Consider the following 20672-nt stretch of genomic DNA (forward strand, 5'->3'; position numbering starts at 1 on the left):
AGATGCGCATGATACGCTTCTCAGTTTTGATGTCAACGTTTTATTTAATTTAATTTGAAGTTTCTTTTCGAAGATTCAAACCTTATCTATAAAACGTTAAGTTAACTACTTTACTCTAAAGTGATGTAGATAACTTATCAAAACGTTCGTTTGGGTTACCCCTTGGAACTGGAGCGCATTCTAGACATATTTTGAAAAGGATCAAGCACTATTTTCATCTTTATGTTTGTTTGCTGAAAATAAAAACAATGTGGGCAATATACTCTCTAATCGCTCAATAAACATCAGTGTTCTTATTCCTACTATATAATAATCCATTTAAAGTGGCTTATATAAGCACTAAAATAGTGCTTTTAATTAATATGCTTATTTAGTGTAGTAAACTTTTTATTTTTTGCTTAATATAAGTAAGGTGTTATTTGCATATAAATTACACTTATCTTTTTTACAACTTTGTACTTTGTACAATATTCAAGGCTGGGTAGCAGGTACATTGCAATTTAGTTTTTTAATTTAGAATTTAAAATAATAATTAGGTATTCATATATGAAGTCTCCTCAAGGGTTAACATTTATAGTCGCAGTAGTATTTGCTGTTATTGCTTACATTTTATCAACTGTTATTGGCAGCTCACCAGAAATTACTGCGATATTAGTTTTAGTAAGTACTTTTATTGCGCCACTTATAGGTTCATCAACTACTGCAGAAAGTGCTGATGAAGAAATAAAAACGTTATATGTAGGGAATCTACCTTACCGAGCAAATGAATCATCGATCAGAGAGTTATTCTCTGAACATGGTCAAGTTCATTCTGTTCGTTTAATGAAAGATAAACATACTGGAAAGCGTCGTGGTTTTGGTTTTGTTGAAATGTCAGCTGATGCGGCTGATGCGGCTGTTTCATCGCTTAATGATACTGAATTTCAGCAGCGTACTTTGAAAGTTCGTGAAGCTAAGGAACGTCCAGAAAAAAATCTCGAAGAAGAATAATCGTTCTTCTTGGTAAGTTATCCTAAATAAACCCACGTTAGCGTGGGTTTATTTTATCTATTAAAGCTTAATGTTGTCAGACTTAACCGTATCTATTACTTTATCGAACTTTTCTTTAGCGACTTTATCGTCACCAAACTCAGCTTTAAAGACTGCATCAAGTAACTGACCAAAAGCATCATCATTCTTAGACAATATTTTATCTGCTTGATCTTGTAGTTGGTTAAACTGATCTAAGAAGTCAATTAAAGGCCTCAGGTCTTTTCCGACACTAGGCGCTAATTTATCATCCAACTCTGCCACTGCTGTATACGCTTGGCTAACATAACTGGTTTTTGTTTGTTGTAAGTCCATACTAAAACTAGTTATCTGTTTATTATCGAAGCCAAGTTCAACTGCTTTTTCAAAAGCTTTATTAACATCGCCATTAAAGAAATCTTTTTGTAATGAATTTACGTCTTTAATTAATGCTTCGATTGCTGCTTTTTCATCATCATCAAGTTCACCCTCTACGCTATAAGAAAAGTTGATTTCATGATACTGACTACTGGTACTACTATAATTTGTCGATCCCCCCTGGCTACTCTCTTGATACTGGTAAGCTTCTTTACTGGCATATTCTTGTAATTCGCTAAATGATATTGAAACTACATCACCGTCAGTAGTGGTAATACTCAGCTCGCTACTTTTTGAATTGCTTGTGTATAATTCGCTATCAATTGCTGTAGAACTGATAATTGGCGTTAACTCTGATACCTTCTCATTTGATTTATTGGCTGAAGGAAACATTTGTTCATGGAGGTCATCAATTCCCTTGTTAATAAGCGTACGACTTTTTTCTATACCTTGGTTTAAGTCATCGTCAAGCATGGCGAGATCTTTTAAATCGCCTTTTGCTTGATCAATACCTAAATTCGCCCCAGCACGCCCCTGCTCAAACATCTCTTTCAACTTATCCTCACTCGCTCCATTTGCTTGGGCAGCTAAGATACTCGCGCTAACAAAGTCCATAACATTACGAGCCACTGCTTCGAAATCAAAAAGGCTAGTTGATGGCTCGCTTTCAGTTAACGCTGTTTTACTGATATCACTCATCACTACATTAGTTGCTTGTGGTGCATCGGTAATCTTTTGAAAATTTGCTGAAATCTGACTAGAAATTGATTGAGATATAATTTTCATCGTAATGGCAGCACGATGGTTTAATGCCAGTGTATTAACTGACTCTGCTGGCATTTCTCGTTTAACGACTTCATTATTTGCTGGTTCACTTTTACGACTTTGCCCTAAATAATTCGGCAACCTTGTCTGATTATCAATTTTATTCATTGTTACTCTCCAGTATCTAATTAAATTTTAATTAAACACAATCAAAGATCTAAAGATCTTTAAATTTAATATGGCCAATATATCGGCATTTTTTCGTAAAACTTTAGCAAGAAGTCAATCTCTTGTAAGAAAATTATAGACAAATGACTAGACAAAGTAATCACAATCGCTAAACTCAGCGCCTCTTTAATACTCACTAGAGTTGGGTATAATATTGTTTAATTCTTTCTACGTTTAAGGCTTATATATGTTTAGTCACATTGCACCACAATTTTATGATAAACAACTTGATAACAAACAGGATGATATCGCTAAATTGTTTAGTGATTTTGACTTACCAAATTTTGATGTTTTTCGATCAGAGCCTTTAAACTATAGATTACGAGCAGAATTTAGAGTTTGGCATGACAATGATGACTTATTTTATATTATGTTTAATAGTGAAACGAAAGAAAAGTATCGCGTCGACACTTTCCCGGTTGCCAGTAAACTCATTAATCAAGCTATGAAAGCCTTGCTTGACGAAATTAAAGATAAACCGTCACTTCGTCATCGATTATTTCAAGTCGATTTTTTATCAACGCTCAGTGGCGAGCTTTTAATAAGCTTGTTGTATCACAGACAATTAGATGAAGAATGGCTAACTGAAGCGGCAACACTAAAAACAACCCTTTCAGCAATAGCCCCTGTTGATATTATTGGCCGTGCTAAAAAACAAAAATTTATCCTCGATAAAGATTATGTCACTGAGAAGTTAACTGTTGGCGATAAAACTTATATCTACGAGCAAGTAGAAAATAGTTTTACACAGCCTAATGGGCACGTTAATGAGCAAATGCTACTTTGGGCAAAGCAAGGTACACAAAATATCGGTGGTGACTTAATCGAACTCTATTGTGGTAATGGTAACTTTAGTATCGCACTCGCTGAAAACTTTGATCGGGTTTTAGGTACTGAAATATCGAAAACATCAGTAAAATCAGCACAAAATAATATCACCGCAAACCAGTTAACCAATGTTGATATAATAAGAATGTCCAGTGAAGATTTTAGTCAAGCGATGAATGGTGAGCGAGTATTTCGTCGTCTAGAAGGTTTCGATCTTAAAAGCTATAATTACGATACAGTATTAGTTGATCCACCAAGAGCTGGCCTTGACCCTGACAGCGTTGAGTTAGTCAGCCGATTTGAACGTATTGTTTATATCTCATGTAATCCTGAGACATTAAAAGAAAACTTAGTTGAACTAATCAAGACACACAATATTGAAAAATTTGCGTTATTTGATCAATTTCCATATACCCTCCATGTTGAAACAGGTGTGATACTTTCACGTAAAAAGTAACGTATTTACTTTTTCACTCCCCTATTGCTAAATTCAGCAGCTCCCCGTGCTATAAAGCGCAGCTGCTGAATGGTACGCATTGAAATTTGTTGACGATCCTCTTTATCAACATCTAATGCATCAGAGCCAGCACTAAATACGATAGTCACCGCTGCATCGGCTTGTAAAAAAGCCACATCCGCATTCAATTTATTTGCTTGCTGTAAATAATCACATAGTTCTAAGGTGAAATAACGCACTTCTCGATTTACCGCCGCTCGAAAAGCAGCTGACGTTCCAGAACGCTCTCGTAATAATAAGCGAAATATATTACCGTTACTTTCAATAAACTCCATAAAGGTAACGACAGATATTTGAATGACAGAACCACCTTTTTCAATTCGTTGGCGAGCTTGTCGCATTAATTGACGCAAAGTTAAACCCGCTTCATCGACCAGCGTCAAACCTAGTTCGTTCATATCAGAAAAGTGTCGATAAAATGATGTTGGTGCTAAGCCAGCCTCTTTAGCGACTTCCCGTAAGCTCAAACTCGAAAAGCTACGTTCACTACTTAACTGCCCAAGAGCAGCATCAATTATTTGTCGACGTGTTTTTTCTTTTTGCTGTGCCCGAATCCCGCTCATTACTTAATTAACCTATACTTTAGCCTGTTTATATCATACTGAATTTTCATCTATTTACTAGAAACTTGATCACTAACATCTACATTTAAATCCAGTATTGTTGATTGAAGATAAAAAGTTTAATAAAAATTACCTTGACTGAAAAGTGATCAAAGTTAAAATAGAGTACACGTGTACACTGAAATTATTTACTTAGTGTTCGTTTTTTTACTGATGGAATTCTTATTACATGAATAAACCTAAAATCGTTTGGCTAAATTTTAGTGTGTTTTTAATTACCTTTTTAGTTGCCGCAATTGGCGTCCCGTATCGAGCAATAACACACGGTTTTGATACCACTGAACTTGTAGTAGCACTATGCTGCTTTATCTATTGTGGTATGTCTATTACTGCTGGCTATCACCGATTATGGTCGCACAAAACCTATCAAGCACATGCTTCGCTGCGTTTAATTTTTGCACTAGGCGGAGCATTTGCCTTACAAAATAGTATATTACATTGGGCTTCTGATCATAGAGTTCATCATAAGCATGTCGATAATAATGACAAAGACCCCTATTCAGCTAAAAAAGGCTTTTGGTATTCACATATCGGTTGGATGCTTCGTGAGTATCAAGCGCATCGATATGCTAATTACGACAATACCCGTGATTTACAAAAAGACGCTATTGTAATGTGGCAGCACAGAAATTATTTGTTGCTGACAATATTAATGAACTTTGGTGTACCTATTTTATTTGGTTTATGGCACGGCGATATTATTAGTAGTTTACTTTTAGTCGGTTTCTTGCGTTTAGTGTTAAGCCATCACACTACTTTTTTCATTAATTCTTTGGCACATATCTGGGGTAAACAAACTTACACAGAAAGAAATACTGCACGAGATAATGGCTTTCTTGCTTTTTTAACTTTTGGTGAGGGCTATCATAACTATCATCATATTTTTGAAAATGATTATCGTAACGGCATTCGTTGGTGGCAGTTTGATCCAACTAAATGGTTGATTAAGGGTTGTGAGTTTTTGAAGCTTACCTCAAAACTACGGACTTACCCGGATGACAAAATTGAAAAAGCGCGCTTAGCTATGGTATTTAAACGTAGCCAGAAGAAGTTACTCTCTCATCCAAATGCGGAGCAAATGCGAGAAAAATTACAGCAAGAATATGATTTACTCATTAGTAGAATTAATGACTACTATGATGTGCGTAAAAAATTACTTGCCAGTAGGCGCGATAAATTAATCGCCGACGTTGAGAGCTCTGAATTAGCAGCGCAATACCAAGAATTTAAGCAGCACTTGGCAGACCAACAACAACATTTTCAACGCTTATTAACCCAACTGGCATAAACCCTTTAGATTAATAAGCTTTTACATGGTCAGATGTCTAAATTCCTGCTAAAATTTTTTTATCTTAGTAGGAATTTAAGGCAAGATTTTGGCAACTCAAAATAAAGCTAAAACGAAGAAGAAAACAAATAACGATTACGATTACGATGCAATAATTATAGGTACCGGACCAGGTGGCGAAGGTACCGCTATGGAGCTATCTAAAAAAGAAAAACGTGTTGCTATTGTTGAACGGTATAAAGACGTTGGCGGTGGTTGTACGCATTGGGGAACTATTCCTTCAAAAGCTTTACGTCAAAGTGTTAGCCGACTCATTGAGTATAACGCGAGCCCACTTTTTAGAGGCCATGAAAAAGCAAAACACTTAACGTTCCCAGCTATTCTTAAACATGCCTCTTCGGTTATTCGTAAACAAGTACAGTTACGCAGTGGCTTTTATGATCGTAACCGCGTTGAACTGATTTCGGGTGAAGCGTCTTTTATTGATGCCCATACGCTTAGAATAGTGAATAACGAGGGCGCTATTGAACAAATTACGGCAAAGCAAATTGTTATTGCTACTGGTTCACATCCCTACCGACCTAAAGATATTGATTTTAACCATCCGCGAGTCTATGACTCAGATACCATCTTATCACTTAAGCATGATCCCCGTTCTATCATTATTTATGGTGCTGGTGTTATTGGTTCCGAATATGCCTCTATATTTAGAGGTTTAGGTGTAAAGGTAGATTTAATTAATACCCGAGATAGACTGCTTTCTTTTTTAGATGCAGAAATGTCTGATTCACTCAGCTACCACTTATGGAATAATGGTGTAGTGATCCGTCATGGCGAAGCGATTGCACGAGTTGAAGCATCCGACGACTCTGTCGTTGTTCATTTAGAATCAGGTAAAAAAATGCGCGCCGACTGTTTACTCTTTGCTAATGGGCGAACAGGTAATACAGCCGACTTAAAAGTTGAAAATGCAGGATTATCAGCAGATGGACGTGGGCAACTAAAAGTCAACGATCAATATCAAACCAGTGTCGACAATATATATGCGGTAGGTGATGTCATTGGTTACCCAAGCTTAGCCAGTGCCGCTTATGATCAAGGCCGGTTAGCAGCTTCAGCGATGATAGATCACCAAAGTACTGCAAAACTTATTGCTGATATTCCTACAGGTATCTACACGATTCCAGAAATAAGCTCTGTTGGTAAGACAGAACAAGAACTGACCGCGGCAAAAATTCCGTATGAGGTTGGTCGTGCCCAGTTCAAACATTTAGCAAGAGCACAAATATCAAATAGTTTAGTCGGCTCCCTGAAGATACTTTTTCACAGCGAAACTAAAGAAATTTTAGGTATTCATTGTTTTGGTGAAAATGCGGCTGAAATCATTCATATTGGTCAAGCAATTATGCAACAAACCAATGGCGGTAATACCATTGAATACTTTGTTAATACCACGTTTAATTATCCAACGATGGCTGAGGCATTTCGTGTTGCTGCATTGAATGGTTTGAATCGTTTATTTTAACAGTGAATAAGCATGAATCGAAAAAGGTATGTTATGAATAAATTAATTTTACTGTTAATTTTTTTTATCAACATACCTTTTTTAATCGTTAATGCGACTGAAAACGCTTATGTACAAAAGGAAAGTAAAAGCTACAGCCTTTATTTAATTCGTCATGCTGAAAACAAAACTGAACAAGAAGATTCTGGATTAACACAATGTGGTACATATAGGGCAAAAGAACTTGCGCGTATTCTAGAGAATGCAGAAATAGAAAATATATACAGTACGCGCTATCAACGGACTATGGCAACAGCTACACCGCTAGCTCAACAGCAACAACTTGCGATCAAAAATTATGCGCCCAATAAATTAGAGCAACTCGCCTGGCAATTAATCAAAGAACAAGAAAACACCGTAGTGTTTGGGCACAGCAACACCACGACACGATTGGCAGAATTACTAAGCCAAAGCTCAGTATCACCAATGACAGAACAAGAATATCGTGGTATCTATCAAATTATCATTTCAGGTAAAAACCGTCACCTAACATTAGTCATCTAACATTAGTCATCTAACATTAGTCATCTAACATTATTGATGCAACCTTCGCTCAGTAAGTAAAACTACTGCAGGTTCTTATTTTCAGGCGCTTTATTCGCTGCAGTAATTAATTCAATATCGGTAATTGAAAAAGGAGTTCCCCATTGCTGAATAGTCATCATACCCGTGATAGCTTTGCCTGTTACTTTGATAACAGCGCCATCTTTTTGGAATTCTTTTTCTAAATTCAGCGGCAACCAATGCTTACCTTCTTTAGAAATTAATCCAAAAAAGCCCCCTTCTAAATTCATATATTTAATTGTTGCGGTAAATGATATTTGCTCAGGTTCCGCTTTAGCAGACAAACTTTTTTTAGGCATTATTGATACCTCTGCGGCTGAAATAGCTTCGGTATTGGCTGTATCTCTGCTAGTCACTTCCTCAGCGGCTTGCTGACATGAGAATAAAAAGCTACAAGTGAAGACTAAACCGACTATTTTTTTAAACATATGACACACTCATTTGATGATTAATTTTAAGAAAAGTAAACAAAAAAGCAAACCCTAAAGTTTGCCTTAAAGTAAGCGACCAAGAGCTTAATCGTTTACTGATTAGCCTCTTTTTTAAGCGTCTTAATTTCTTCGCCAATTTTTTGTTTATTACCACAAATTGCTGGTTGTTTGTCATCACGATAGTAGCGAATGTCGATGCAGTCAACTTGATAACGACGTTCTAACTCAGTTCGTTTTATAGGTTTACCTTTGGCGTCTGCTATTTGGCGTTGCAGTGACTGGCACATTTGAATCTGTTCACTCGCGATGGTTATATCTTCGCAAGCATTTTCAGTTGTCGAACAACCCGTTATTGTCATGAGAGTAAGTGTTGAAAAAAGATAAATATATTTCATTATAATGAGTTCGCTTCATTTATTAATATTAGCATTAACACCATTATAGCCAGCTATTATTATTAACGATAGCTTTTCTTGACCAGGCTAGCAGAGAGATATTGGTTAATAAATTTAATGAATCGCATAAAAAAGCCATTACAAAAGTAATGGCTTTGATAAAAATACTACCGATTAATTAACCGATAAATCACCTGTGTTTTCAGCAATAAGCGGTTGTTTCTTTTTACGCTTAAAGATCTTTTTCATATCTTCAATAATAAGATATAAACTTGGGATCAGTACCAGTGTAACTATAGTCGCAAATAATACCCCAAAGGCTAAAGATATCGCCATTGGAATTACGATTTGTGCTTGGGCACTTACCTCAAAGAAGATGATAGGCACTAAACCAATAAAGGTTGTTATTGACGTTAACATGATAGCTCTAAAACGTTTAGTGCCGGCATGTATTACCGCATCTTTTAGTTTGACGCCTGATTTCCTGGCATTATTAACATAATCAACCATGACTAAGGAGTCATTAACGACCACACCCGCAGCCGCTAATATCCCCATAACTGATAGTGCACTTAAGTCCATACCTAAAAGGAAGTGGCCAAAGACCGAACCAATAATACCAAAAGGAATAACGATCATAATCATCACTGCCTGAGAGTAAGACTTCAATGGTATAGCCAGTAATGAGAAAACAATCAACAATGAGATAATAAAGTCACGTTTTTGATTGTCCGCACCTTCCATTTCTTCTTGAATACTGCCCGACACTTCACTTTGAACTTTTGGAAATTTTCTTAATAGTTCAGGAATAAAGTTGTCTCTGATATCGTTAGCAACTTTGAATGGCTCAACTTGTTCAGCGTCAACACTTGCCCAGACGTTAATTGTCCGATTACCATTTTCACGACGAATACTAGTCACCCCTTCTTGTAAGGTAATATTAGCCAATTCCGACAAAGGTAATTCCGCACCATTTGGCGCTTTGATCATCACATCATCAACATGTCCAACAGAGCTTCGTTGCTCAAGTGGATAACGGATCATCACTTTCACTTCTTCGCTGTCACGTAAAATGCGTTGTGCTTCTAAACCATAGAAACTGTAACTCACTTGTGAAGCAATTTCGGCTAAAGTTAATCCTAAACTATAAGCAAGCGGTTTCAATTCAAACTGAACTTCTTTGGCACTTGTTTGACGACTATCATTAACATCGCCAATACCTTTTAAAGAATTAAGTTTAGTTTTTAACTCTCTTGATGCAGCGAGTAGTTGTGCATCGTCTTTACTTTCTAATCTAAAGGCAATATCACCGTCGTCTCGGCCAGAGCCAAATAAATTATCACCAATGGTAAACGATTTTACCCCAGGATAATTCGGTATAGCGGCACGCCATAAATCAGCCAGTTCGAAAGTATTCATCGGTCTTAATTCAGGTACCACTAATTTAACCATCAATTGACCACTGGTTCTGCTGCGTAAATCGACCTGCATATCAGAGATCATTGACTGACCGTATTGAGCTTCAATCTCTTTATCTATGGTATTAATTACACCTTGGATATTTAATAAGGTTTGTAAGGTTGCTTTCTCTGAGGCATCTACATTCATTTCAACATTAACACGAGGAAAGTCATGTGGGATCTTAGGTTGACCAACAAAGCGAACAAAACCACCACTAAACAAACCTGCGCTGATTAACATTAAACTAATAAAAAACATTAGTACGGCATAACGATAATCTAGAAATTTCTGTAACGCTGGCTGATAAATATTTTGAATAAAAGATTTTAAACTGTCATCAATGGCTCCTCGAAGCCTGTCTACTACTTTAGTGATCCTATCTAAAGGATATTGAATGAACCAAAAGAAGCCATACTCGTTTAATTTCTTAAGTTTTATTATATTAACCTTAGGTTTCATTTTAACCAAATGCGCCGGTAAAATGAGTTTTGACTCAATTAAAGAGAAAATTAAACACAAGATAACTACCGAGCCAATGGCTTTACCGAACGCGGCAGAAGGCCCTTCACCAAAAAGAAAAGGCAAGAAGACCGCAATCGTTGTTAATACCCCAAAGGTTGCTGGCATAGCAACACGTTGAATACCGCGAATAACATTTTCAGTACTATGGCCATGTTGTTCAATTTCGTCATGGGCACTCTCCCCCATAACGATGGCATCATCAACAACAATACCTAACACCAAAATAAAGGCGAACAAGCTAATGACATTAATAGTGACATTAATAAATTCTAATGGCATCAGGAATAAAGTACCAAGAAAACATACGGGTAAGCCCATCATTACCCAAAAAGCCAAACGGACACGTAAGAATAACGCTAACATTAGAAAGACTAATATTGCACCACTTTTCATATTGTCTATCATCATGGTCAAACGGCCTTCAAGATAGTAGGTCATATCAACCCAAGTTTCTAACTTAACGCCTGCAGGAAGAACATTCGACTTTTCATCAACATACTTATTAATGACATCGGCAACATCGGTAATACTTTGATTATCAGCTGCGCCAATAAAGATACTGACCGAGTTTTCACCATTGAATTTTGAATACTGTAGGCCTTCAGTAAAACCATCAATAATAGTCGCCATTTGGCCTAACAAGACTTTAGTACCATCGGCTAAGGTAATAATAGGTATTTGCTCGAATTCGTAACCTCGATAAGCTTGGTTCTCAACGCGTAAATTAATGTAGCCATTCTCTGCACGAATTTGTCCAGCAGACATATTGCCAGAATAACCACGTACCGCTTGAGCAACATCTCTAAAAGTTAAGCCATATTCGCGTAACTTATCTTTACTAACTTCTATTGAAATTTCGTAGTCTAAGCCGCTGTATAATTCTGCAATATTGACTAAAGGTAATTGTTGAATTTCATTATGGACTTTTCGTCCTAACTCTTTAAGCTCGCCATTAGTTAGGTCACCGTATAAGCTGATATACATAACTTCTTGGCGAAACTTTTCGCGTTCAACTTTAATACGTTCCATACCGTCAGGAAAGCTTGAAATAGAATCAATTGCTGATTTAACTTCTTCTAAAACAACTTGTGGGTCGTAATCGAGATCAACCTCAAACCAACCATTTGAAAAATTGCGGTTAGAATAAGTGATCACACGCTTTAAGCCTTGGACAGTCTCTAAAGCTTCTTCAACCTTAATGGTAATACCTTCCTCTACTTCCTGAGGGGCTGCCCCTGGGTAAGGTGCGGTATAAGAAATCCAGTTAATGTTTATTTGTGGAAACATTTGTTTGTTGATGGTGCTAATCGTAAAAAAACCACCCACTAGAATAAATATCATCAACAAATTTGCCGCGACACTATTACGGGCGAACCAAGCAATTAAGCCTTTATTGGTATCATCCATCATCTAATCCTTAGTGCTTGCGATTTGTGTTTCAAGTGCATCTTGATTAATGACTTCACTTTTACTACCTTGCAAAGCTAATTTCATACCATCAACAGGGTAATCTAATGCTGAAACAATGAGCTGGTCACCTTCCTTCAAACCGTCAGTTACAATAACATTTGAGCCTTCTTGACGAGCGATAATGATGTCAGCATAGTGCAATGTAGAATCGGCATCTAAAATGGCAACGCGGTTATTACTAACGAGGTATCGAGGTAACAAAGCGGCACGATTAAGGCTAATACCAAAAATTTCTGCTTTAACATAAGAGCCAAAGCGAATAGGATTGTGTTTATTTACATTTTTTTGAGACTTCAAACCATAAGGGTCTTTAACTTCAGCCACTAAATAAGTCATACGGCTTTTATTGTCTACAACACCTTCACTGCGAGCAATTTTTGCGGACCATGTAATATTTTCACCCGCAAATGTTCCAAGTAAATTAACCTGGGCATTTTCCCCTTGTGAAGCTAAAAACTGCAGTTGATCATCGGCTACGGGTAAGCGAACTTCAGCTACCCCTGTTCCTAATAATTTACCCACTTTAGTGCCAGTACCGACAAAAGAGCCTAAACCAATCATACGACTTTCAATCATTGCATCATAAGGCGCTCTAATTTCGGTACGTTCTAGGTTACGTTTGGCGCGAAGTACAGAGGCTTGTGCTGATTTAACATTAGCAAGTTCTTGTGCTAGTTGCGGTTTACGCAAGCTCAATTCAGTAGGAGAAGTATCCGTAATGCGTTTCCATTCTTGTTCAGCTACCTGCCCTTGGGCACGCTCTTTTTCTAGCGAAGCACGTGCCGAGGCCATTGTTGCTTCAGCATCAATTAATGCAGCTTGGTAATCATTAGGGTCGATACGGGCGAGCAATTGGTTTTTTGCAACAAAACCACCACGTACAAAAACATCTGCCAGTTCAACTACTTCACCACTAATTTGAGCGACAAGTTCGGTTTCATACTTAGGCTGTACGACACCATATGATTTAACCGTTAAATTCATCGGTGCAACATGAACCTCTTCAACAGCAACGATGGGGGTATTATCAACTTCCGCTTTTTCTTCTGGTGGCGATTTCATGCTTGAAAAGCCAAAAAACAATAAAATGCCAATGATTAGAATGGCAATGGGTATAATAATTTGTTTTTTACGTGTCACGGTTATGTCCTCATAAATGTGATCTGAACTAATAATTTTTTTAATTGTCTATAGGATAGCTAATTAACAGTCTATACAATCAATTAAGTTGTAAATGCTTGTTACAAGATACGCGCCGAAATAACAAATTCAGTAAACAAAAACAAAAACACATTATTTTTCAATCAAAAACAATAAGTTAACAAGCCACTATTTATTTACTGATATAAAAAAAGACTGCCTTGAAAAAACAGTCCTCGACAATATTCGTCCTTTTAACCAATATTTATACTTTTATAAAAATATTTCTTCGATATAGCCAATACAGGACTAGCCATTGTAAAAGCACCATGCCAGCATAAAGAATAAAATCTTGCCAACCTGCAGGTACAGAGTTGATTAAGCCTCCGAAAATACTTTTCGAGGTATATTGCCAATCAACAATACTCGAACCTAAATAAATAATGATTGAATTCGTACCAATTACTGCGAAAAATTTAGCCCATAGGGTGAACTCTAATACATCAATCAGCCAATAAAATAGCGTCAGTAATAAGATACTGTAACCAATAGTGACCAAAGTGAATGAACTCGTCCATAATGTTTTGTTAATTGGGAAAAAAACGCCCCATAAATAACCGAGTAATAAAATAGAGGTCCCAATAACCAAAAGACCGGTTAATAGTGTCTTGGGCGTATAAATATTTTTTATCATGTAACGACCAATGAAGACACCTGCTAGTGCATTTACAATCGATGTTATATTTGATAACAACCCTTCTGGGTCGATGGCGAGCCCCTGATAAGTTGACCCCGGTAATAAATGTTGATCAAACCAAGCGTTCAATGCTCCATTCGCTGAAAAATCACCGCCACCATATCCACCTAATGTGACTAAGCTTAGTAGTAACCAATATCCTATTAAAATACCGCCTGCAACGAACCACTGTATTTTTTCACTGACGTACCAAACTAATAATGCTGCTACAAACCACGCAATACCAATACGCCCGAGTACGCTAACATAACGGATACTATCAAATGATGTGGGAATACCGCCGCCCCAACCATGGTTATATAAAATACCAAAACTAATCAAAAGCAATAAGCGCCTGATGCCATTATATAAAATCGATTTTGCTTGTTCTGGCTCATAGCTAGATAAGGGCTTTGCTGCGATACCTAGACTGACTCCTGATAGAAAAATAAATAAGGGAAAAATTAAATCATAAATACGAAACCCATGCCAAGCACTGTGTTCCATTTGCTGTGCAAGCACCGCAAGAATGGGCCAGCCTGTCGCTATAAATAATGCTGCAAACAAACCTTCAGCACCTAAAATCCAAAACATATCGAAACCACGTAAAGCGTCAATTGACAATAGTCGTTTTTTATTTGGACTTGCTTTTACAACTGCAGAGGGATACTGACTTAACATTCTTTTACCTTATAAACTTTCAGTGCAACCTTGCCACCAAAGACAGCGCTGTCATCAGTTTGTTATCATAATATTACCAGCAAAAAATAGCAATCAGACACACTTTGTTATCAAATATAGCTATTATCTGCTTGTTTTCTTTATTGCTGAGCGTAACAATAAAGTGATTACTTTATTTAAGGAATAAACATGCTTACAAAAATCAGTTCTTTTTTTCAAAACCTGGCCGATGATTTAACAGACAATAACACTAAAAAAAATTCTGATGAGGTGACTATAGAGCTAGCCTGTGCGGTATTATTGTGTGAAGTGATGCGTGCTGATGGACACTTTGACCAAAAAGAACAAGCTAAACTGGCCGTGTTACTCGTTGAACAGTTTCACTTGAATGAAGAAGAAGTTAAGCAAATTATTGACCAGGCGCTAATTCAAAGTGAACAAGCGACTGATTTTTATCGATATACATCGAAAATAAATAAACATTTTTCTATCGAACAACGAATATCAATTGTTAAGCAGTTATGGAATATGGCTTATGCCGATGGTGAGCTGGCAAGTATTGAAGAGCATGTTATTCGCAAAATTGGCGATTTACTTCAGCTACGCCACGCTGAATATATTCAAACCAAACCAAGAAAATAACATCATTCATTTTTGATATGCGTTATTATAGCCCTTAAGATTTTCATATTAATTTTCTTGGTAAATTCAAATGGCCGACATTGGTAAATATAATACCCTTTCTGTAGTTGCAGTCACCGAAAAAGGTGCTTATTTAAGTGCTGGAGAACTGGGTGAAGTATTACTACCGAACCGTTTTATTCCTGAAAACTGTAAAGTAAACGATAAACTCACTGTCTTCATTTATGTTGATTCAGCTGAACGCATTATTGCGACCACTGAAAAGCCGTTTGGCCAAGTAGATGAATTCGTTTCATTGAAAGTAAAACAGCTCAATAAAATGGGTGCATTCCTTGATTGGGGGTTACCTAAAGATTTATTAGTACCTTTTAATCAGCAGCATACACCAATGGAAGAAGGGAAATATTATCTAGTACGTATTTTTCTTGATACCACCACAGACCGAATTGCAGCTTCAAGTAAGCTCGACAAATATATTGATATTTGGCCTGCTGATTATCAAAAGTGGGACAAAGTTAAGTTAATGATTGGTGGAAAAACTGATCTGGGTTTCAAAGCGATTATCAACGATAAGCACTGGGGCTTACTTTACGACAATGAAATTTTTCAACCATTACGTGTTGGTAAAATTATTGACGGTTTTATTAAAAACATCCGTGAAGATGGTCGTATCGATTTATCACTTTCTCGTTCAGGTGAAGGGAAAGTTAATGACTTTGCCGATAAATTATTAGCGCACATTGCAGAAAATGATGGTTTTAGCCCATTACATGACAAAAGTTCGCCAGAACTTATTCAGCGTATTCTTGGTGTTAGTAAAAAAACCTTTAAAGCTACCGTTGGAAACTTATTGAAGAAAGACAAAATCACGATTGAAAAATCAGGTCTTAGATTAAAGTAAATCGTTAAACATACTTTGTAGATGAAGCCTTGGCCTCATCTACAAAGCTATTATTCTACTGCTTAAAAACTTCCTCTAATACCAACCGTAAACCCTCGTGCCGGTAATGGTGAAACACCTTTGAGAAATGACGTATGTACTCGTGCTTCTTCATCTGTAATATTATTCACTTTTAAAAATGCCACCATATCGTCGCCAACATTATTAATAAAGTAATTAAAGTTAGCATCTAGCATAGTATAGCCGTCTGTTTCACTTTCTAATGCCGCTGTGTCTGATTGTTTAAAGTAATGTGTTGCACTTAGCTCTGCTGAATACTTATCGGTCATATAATTTAATTGACCACCAACGCGCATTGGCGGGATCCTAGGTAGATTATCATTGTTATTATCAGTAAGCTTTGCACGAATATAATCAGTAAATAGCGTCGCTTTAAGTGAAGGTGCTACCTGATAAAAAAACTCAGCTTCTACACCATACATCACCACATTATTTTGTTGGAATACATAAACGGGCAAACCGGCAGTTTCCTCCTCATGATTTTCTTCAATGGCTTCATCGTGACTATCATGGCCGCCTTCTGCAAATAGCCCAGTATTCGCTTGATAATAATAATCGTCAATATGATTATAAAAAGCACTGGCAACGAAACCAAAGTCGCCTTCAAATTTTCTCCAAGTAAGATCTAGATTATAAGCTGTCTCTAACTCAACATTTTGATCAGACAAGTCTACATGTAATTCATGGTCTTCTTCATGTACCTCAAATAATGCCCCAACTTCATAAGTATTCGTGCCGATATGAGCACCATTCGAAAACAATTCACTCGCTGAAGGTGCTCGCTGAGAAAACGCAGCAGAAAATCCTAAATTATAACCCGTTGAATATTCCCATACAGCACCTAAAGACGCACTTATAGGCGTAAAGCTCTGTTTATTAAAATGCGACTCTTCTTCATGGCTGCCTAGTTCATCGCTATGTTCATCGTGTGATTCAACTTCACTATTTGCACTCAAGGTTACATGTTCGGCACGTATACCTAATTGCCATAAAACATCGTCTATGTGTTTCTCTTCAAGCCAAGCAATGGCAATTGATTCTGTGTTTGAAGGAGGCGTGAATGCTTCTTCTCCAATCGCATTAAAATCATTTTCTTTATAATGCAATGTCCATGCACCTTTCCAACCGTCAACGGCTTGATGATAAAGATCAAAGCGTGTTTCTAACATCTCATTATTAAATTGAGTACCGACTTCACCTCCTTCAATTTCTTGATGTTGGTAATCTGTGTAAGCAGCTTTACTCATCACACGATTAATAAAACTGTCTTCAAAACTAATTTCACTCAATAGTTGATATCTGTCTTGTACTAAATCACCAAAAACAGCGCCTTCTTCACTGATTTCAGTTCCTGTTTCTTCATGTTCTTCTTCACCGTGTTCTGAATGCCCAGGAATACCGTAAGTTCTTTCCATTCGGCCATACGAAAAGCCAATATATCCTGCGTCAAACAAATAACTTGAACCCAGGGTAAAACCTGATGACTTCGAGGCACTGTTCTCTAGAATACCTTTAATTTCTTCGCCTTCATGTTCATCATGACCTTCTTCATGTTCATCATGGTCTTCTTCTGCAGTCGCATAGCCTGGGATCTTATAATCATTAGATTCACGCCAAAACGCATCAAGATGAACGGCTAAACTTTTGTACCCTGTATTTACATTGAGTGTTGCTTCACTTTCATCTGCAACATCATTATGCTTAAGTAAATAATCGACCTGATTATCAATATTTGTAGGTACTCGATTATCAACGACATTCACCACACCACCTATCGCACCACTACCATAAAAAAGCGTTGACGGCCCACGAAGTACTTCTACCTGTTGGGCAGTACCAGCTTCGGCGGCAACCGCGTGGTCTGGTCCTACGCGAGATGCATCCCCTACGTCTAAACCATTTTGTGTGATTAACACTCTTGGTCCATCCATACCACGAATAATAGGACTACTTGCAACTGGGCCAAAATAACTTGAATGTACACCCACTTCATTTTTCAGTGTTTCACCTAATGTAGATGCTTGCTTTAAACGCAGCTCATCACCAGAAATAACATTTACTGGCAAGGCCGACTCAATACTCGATGAATGCAAAGGTGTCGCATAAACATCGACCACTTCCATGACCGTAGCACTCAGTGAAATTGTCACCTCGGTAATGTCTTGATCGGTAATGGTGAAATACTCGTTGATATGACTAAAGTTTTTAGCACTAACATGAAGTTCTACTTTACCAACACCAATGTCACTAAAAGTAAATTGGCCTTTTTCGTCAGTAACTGCTTTATATTTAGTATTAACCAAAGAAACTTTAGCTTTCGCAATCCTGTTGCCATCGGCATCAAATACTACGCCTGAAAATTTTTGAGCATGGCTGGCAGCGCCGACCATTAATAATGATAAGGCACACAAAGGTGCAATTTTATTGATATAAATTGATTTCATTTTTTTTCCAATAGATAGATCTAAAGAAGATTAGCGATTAAGCTAATTTCCTAAAATTTGTATTTTTGAACTGTGTTAATTTTTATCTATTGAACAGGGGGGGGCACGTAACTGTGGTATCAAATAAAATGGTGTGTAACGATTAACTATAATTAACGTTTGCGTGGATTGTTGATAATTACTGACGTTAACCAGTTTTAAGGTGATATTATTCTTTGGCGTGTCAATGTTATGCTGACACAGTTTACACTGCTGTAATTCAACATTATCAGGTATCAATTCACCATGCGAACTATGACTAAGCGTGGCGCACAGAAATGCAGACATGATCAATAAACTTATTATTGATTGCCGACTCTGTGAAAAAAACTGTGTAAATAAAAAGTAATTACTACGCATATGTTGTTACATTATAACAATTAGAGCTGTTTTTCAATCCCTGTTAATAAAAATAGCGATTGTTATTACTTTTATAATGTTTTGCCAAAATATTCCTCTTAATAGCTAGCGCAAAAAAAAGTCATCAGCCATTTATTTCTAAATAGCGGATGACTTTCTTAAAAGTAATTTATTCAGAAATGAACTACTGAGTGCCACCAATTGTCATTTCATTGATTTTCAAAGTAGGTTGGCCAACACCTACCGGAATACTTTGTCCATCTTTTCCACAAACACCAACGCCAGCATCAAGTTTCAGGTCGTTACCGACCATGCTGACATTTTTCATCGCTTCAGGACCACTACCAATTAACGTAGCGCCTTTTATTGGCGAAGTAATTTCACCGTTTTCAATAAGGTAAGCTTCAGAGCTGGTGAAAACAAATTTTCCAGAGGTAATATCAACTTGACCACCAGCAAAATGTGGCGCGTAAATGCCTTTTTTCACTGACTTAATAATATCTTTTGGATCATGTTCACCCGCAAGCATATAAGTATTAGTCATTCTAGGCATAGGTAAATGTGCATAAGATTCACGGCGACCATTACCGGTAGGTGCTACACCCATCAGCTTAGCGTTATGCTTATCTTGCATATAACCTTTCAAAATACCTTTTTCAATCAGTACATTGTATTGTCCTGGCGTTCCTTCATCATCTATTGAAATTGAACCACGGCGATTAGGGATTGTGCCATCATCAACAATAGTGCATAAATCAGAAGTCACCTTTTGACCAATTTTACCTGAAAATGCTGACGAACCTTTACGGTTAAAATCACCTTCTAAACCATGACCAACGGCTTCATGCAATAGCACGCCCGGCCAACCTGAACCAAGTACAACAGGTAACATGCCAGCTGGAGATTCTATTGCCACCACATTGACTAAAGCTTGACGAACCGCTTCTTCGGCATAAGCTAAATAACGTGCTTTACCATTTTCAAGTTCAAAGAAATAACTATAATCAGTTCGAGCACCACCGCCAGCACTGCCACGTTCACGTTTACCATTATCTTCAACTAATACTGAGCAATTTAAGCGAACCAGTGGTCGTATATCAGTAGCAAAAGTACCATCGCTAGCAGCCACTAATATTTTTTCATAAACACCTGACAAACTAACAATAACCTGCTGAACACGCTTATCAACTGAACGAGCATGGGCTTCAATTTCATGCATTAAGGTGATTTTTTGCTCTTGCGCTAGACTGCCTAACGGATCAGTGGCTTGATAAACTGATTTCACTGTTTGATTTTTAAAAGCAAGTACTCGACCATTTTGGTCGGCATTTGCAATACCTTTAGCGGCATCAGCTGCTTTTTTTAACGCGAGAGGAGAAATATCATCAGAGTAAGCAAAACCAGTTTTTTCGCCTGATATTGCTCGCACACCAACACCACGTTCAATATTATATGAACCTTCTTTGACAATGCCATCTTCTAGCATCCATGACTCATGACAGCTCGACTGAAAGTATAAGTCGGCTAAATCAATGTTTCGTTGATATATATTGTTTAACGTTTGATCTAAAAGATCTCGGTCAATTTGGCTATCGGCTAAAAGTTCACGTTCAACACTATTCATATT

Annotated in this window: 17 protein-coding genes; 7 read left to right on the forward strand and 10 right to left on the reverse strand. The window is 37.2% G+C overall.

Annotated elements, in window-relative coordinates; genetic code table 11:
* Nucleotides 1–546 precede the first annotated feature (546 nt).
* Complete coding sequence (locus tag H4J56_RS00005; protein WP_070375587.1) at nucleotides 547–990, forward strand: RNA-binding protein; 444 nt, start codon at nucleotides 547–549, stop codon at nucleotides 988–990.
* Nucleotides 991–1050: 60 nt separating this feature from the next.
* On the opposite strand, the gene H4J56_RS00010 is transcribed toward H4J56_RS00005, so the two are convergent.
* Entirely contained in the window at nucleotides 1051–2319 is a 1269-nt protein-coding gene (locus H4J56_RS00010) for a DUF5610 domain-containing protein (RefSeq protein WP_182258684.1), read from the reverse strand.
* A 247-nt stretch (nucleotides 2320–2566) separates the two neighbouring features.
* Between H4J56_RS00010 and trmA the strand changes: the two genes are divergently transcribed.
* Nucleotides 2567–3664, forward strand: coding sequence for a tRNA (uridine(54)-C5)-methyltransferase TrmA (gene trmA, locus H4J56_RS00015; RefSeq protein ID WP_182258685.1), 1098 nt, complete (start codon nucleotides 2567–2569; stop codon nucleotides 3662–3664).
* Nucleotides 3665–3669: 5 nt separating this feature from the next.
* On the opposite strand, the gene fabR is transcribed toward trmA, so the two are convergent.
* Nucleotides 3670–4287, reverse strand: coding sequence for an HTH-type transcriptional repressor FabR (fabR, locus tag H4J56_RS00020; protein WP_070375583.1), 618 nt, complete (start codon nucleotides 4285–4287; stop codon nucleotides 3670–3672).
* 229 nt (nucleotides 4288–4516) lie between these two features.
* On the opposite strand from fabR, the gene H4J56_RS00025 reads away from it, so the two are divergent.
* From H4J56_RS00025 to H4J56_RS00035, 3 genes are all read left to right on the forward strand, one after another.
* Nucleotides 4517–5635: a fatty acid desaturase gene (locus H4J56_RS00025; protein WP_182258686.1), complete on the forward strand. Its 1119-nt coding sequence runs from the start codon at nucleotides 4517–4519 to the stop codon at nucleotides 5633–5635.
* An 88-nt stretch (nucleotides 5636–5723) separates the two neighbouring features.
* On the forward strand, nucleotides 5724–7160 hold the full coding sequence (gene sthA / locus H4J56_RS00030; RefSeq protein WP_182175485.1) for a Si-specific NAD(P)(+) transhydrogenase: 1437 nt from the start codon (nucleotides 5724–5726) through the stop codon (nucleotides 7158–7160).
* A 33-nt stretch (nucleotides 7161–7193) separates the two neighbouring features.
* On the forward strand, nucleotides 7194–7703 hold the full coding sequence (locus H4J56_RS00035) for a histidine phosphatase family protein (protein ID WP_182258687.1): 510 nt from the start codon (nucleotides 7194–7196) through the stop codon (nucleotides 7701–7703).
* Nucleotides 7704–7765: 62 nt separating this feature from the next.
* On the opposite strand, the gene H4J56_RS00040 is transcribed toward H4J56_RS00035, so the two are convergent.
* From H4J56_RS00040 to nagX, 5 genes are all read right to left on the reverse strand, one after another.
* A complete protein-coding gene (locus H4J56_RS00040) occupies nucleotides 7766–8191 on the reverse strand; it encodes a hypothetical protein (protein ID WP_182215515.1) in 426 nt (141 codons plus the stop codon).
* 95 nt (nucleotides 8192–8286) lie between these two features.
* Nucleotides 8287–8589, reverse strand: coding sequence for a hypothetical protein (locus H4J56_RS00045; protein WP_182215516.1), 303 nt, complete (start codon nucleotides 8587–8589; stop codon nucleotides 8287–8289).
* A 174-nt stretch (nucleotides 8590–8763) separates the two neighbouring features.
* The gene (locus H4J56_RS00050; protein WP_182215518.1) at nucleotides 8764–11979 is read right to left on the reverse strand and encodes an efflux RND transporter permease subunit; all 3216 of its coding nucleotides are present in this window, start codon (nucleotides 11977–11979) and stop codon (nucleotides 8764–8766) included.
* Between the two features lie 3 nt (nucleotides 11980–11982).
* A complete protein-coding gene (locus H4J56_RS00055) occupies nucleotides 11983–13182 on the reverse strand; it encodes an efflux RND transporter periplasmic adaptor subunit (RefSeq protein WP_182215519.1) in 1200 nt (399 codons plus the stop codon).
* A gap of 265 nt (nucleotides 13183–13447) precedes the next feature.
* Nucleotides 13448–14599 carry a transmembrane glucosamine N-acetyltransferase NagX gene (gene nagX, locus H4J56_RS00060; RefSeq protein ID WP_182230490.1) on the reverse strand — a complete coding sequence of 384 codons (1152 nt, stop codon included), beginning with the start codon at nucleotides 14597–14599 and terminating at the stop codon, nucleotides 13448–13450.
* A gap of 189 nt (nucleotides 14600–14788) precedes the next feature.
* Here nagX and H4J56_RS00065 point away from each other — a divergent pair, with 189 nt between their 5' ends.
* Together H4J56_RS00065 and H4J56_RS00070 are read left to right on the forward strand one after the other, a co-directional pair.
* Nucleotides 14789–15241, forward strand: a complete 453-nt coding sequence (locus H4J56_RS00065; RefSeq protein ID WP_182215523.1) for a TerB family tellurite resistance protein — start codon at nucleotides 14789–14791, stop codon at nucleotides 15239–15241.
* A gap of 70 nt (nucleotides 15242–15311) precedes the next feature.
* Nucleotides 15312–16142: a S1 RNA-binding domain-containing protein gene (locus H4J56_RS00070; protein ID WP_182258688.1), complete on the forward strand. Its 831-nt coding sequence runs from the start codon at nucleotides 15312–15314 to the stop codon at nucleotides 16140–16142.
* A gap of 62 nt (nucleotides 16143–16204) precedes the next feature.
* Here the strand turns inward: H4J56_RS00070 and H4J56_RS00075 are convergent, their stop codons facing one another.
* From H4J56_RS00075 to tldD, 3 genes are all read right to left on the reverse strand, one after another.
* Nucleotides 16205–18646 (reverse strand): TonB-dependent receptor, encoded by a 2442-nt coding sequence (locus H4J56_RS00075; RefSeq protein ID WP_182258689.1) that lies wholly within the window; start codon nucleotides 18644–18646, stop codon nucleotides 16205–16207.
* A 75-nt stretch (nucleotides 18647–18721) separates the two neighbouring features.
* Nucleotides 18722–18973 carry a hypothetical protein gene (locus tag H4J56_RS00080; RefSeq protein WP_182221264.1) on the reverse strand — a complete coding sequence of 84 codons (252 nt, stop codon included), beginning with the start codon at nucleotides 18971–18973 and terminating at the stop codon, nucleotides 18722–18724.
* 256 nt (nucleotides 18974–19229) lie between these two features.
* Complete coding sequence (gene tldD, locus H4J56_RS00085; protein ID WP_182175476.1) at nucleotides 19230–20669, reverse strand: metalloprotease TldD; 1440 nt, start codon at nucleotides 20667–20669, stop codon at nucleotides 19230–19232.
* Between the last annotated feature and the right edge of the window lie 3 nt (nucleotides 20670–20672).

This window comes from Colwellia sp. BRX8-4 (genome assembly GCF_014077345.1).
In the GTDB taxonomy this organism is placed as follows: domain Bacteria; phylum Pseudomonadota; class Gammaproteobacteria; order Enterobacterales; family Alteromonadaceae; genus Colwellia_A.

What these genes read in the sequence shown, in the direction of transcription:
- H4J56_RS00035 (WP_182258687.1), top strand. Translation starts at nt 7,194, where the DNA reads ATGAATAAATTAATTTTACTGTTAATTTTTTTTATCAACATACCTTTT.
- H4J56_RS00080 (WP_182221264.1), bottom strand. Translation starts at nt 18,973, where the DNA reads ATGTCTGCATTTCTGTGCGCCACGCTTAGTCATAGTTCGCATGGTGAA.
- H4J56_RS00040 (WP_182215515.1), bottom strand. Translation starts at nt 8,191, where the DNA reads ATGTTTAAAAAAATAGTCGGTTTAGTCTTCACTTGTAGCTTTTTATTC.
- H4J56_RS00065 (WP_182215523.1), top strand. Translation starts at nt 14,789, where the DNA reads ATGCTTACAAAAATCAGTTCTTTTTTTCAAAACCTGGCCGATGATTTA.
- fabR (WP_070375583.1), bottom strand. Translation starts at nt 4,287, where the DNA reads ATGAGCGGGATTCGGGCACAGCAAAAAGAAAAAACACGTCGACAAATA.
- H4J56_RS00010 (WP_182258684.1), bottom strand. Translation starts at nt 2,319, where the DNA reads ATGAATAAAATTGATAATCAGACAAGGTTGCCGAATTATTTAGGGCAA.
- H4J56_RS00050 (WP_182215518.1), bottom strand. Translation starts at nt 11,979, where the DNA reads ATGGATGATACCAATAAAGGCTTAATTGCTTGGTTCGCCCGTAATAGT.
- tldD (WP_182175476.1), bottom strand. Translation starts at nt 20,669, where the DNA reads ATGAATAGTGTTGAACGTGAACTTTTAGCCGATAGCCAAATTGACCGA.
- nagX (WP_182230490.1), bottom strand. Translation starts at nt 14,599, where the DNA reads ATGTTAAGTCAGTATCCCTCTGCAGTTGTAAAAGCAAGTCCAAATAAA.
- H4J56_RS00005 (WP_070375587.1), top strand. Translation starts at nt 547, where the DNA reads ATGAAGTCTCCTCAAGGGTTAACATTTATAGTCGCAGTAGTATTTGCT.
- H4J56_RS00025 (WP_182258686.1), top strand. Translation starts at nt 4,517, where the DNA reads ATGAATAAACCTAAAATCGTTTGGCTAAATTTTAGTGTGTTTTTAATT.
- H4J56_RS00075 (WP_182258689.1), bottom strand. Translation starts at nt 18,646, where the DNA reads ATGAAATCAATTTATATCAATAAAATTGCACCTTTGTGTGCCTTATCA.
- H4J56_RS00045 (WP_182215516.1), bottom strand. Translation starts at nt 8,589, where the DNA reads ATGAAATATATTTATCTTTTTTCAACACTTACTCTCATGACAATAACG.
- trmA (WP_182258685.1), top strand. Translation starts at nt 2,567, where the DNA reads ATGTTTAGTCACATTGCACCACAATTTTATGATAAACAACTTGATAAC.
- H4J56_RS00070 (WP_182258688.1), top strand. Translation starts at nt 15,312, where the DNA reads ATGGCCGACATTGGTAAATATAATACCCTTTCTGTAGTTGCAGTCACC.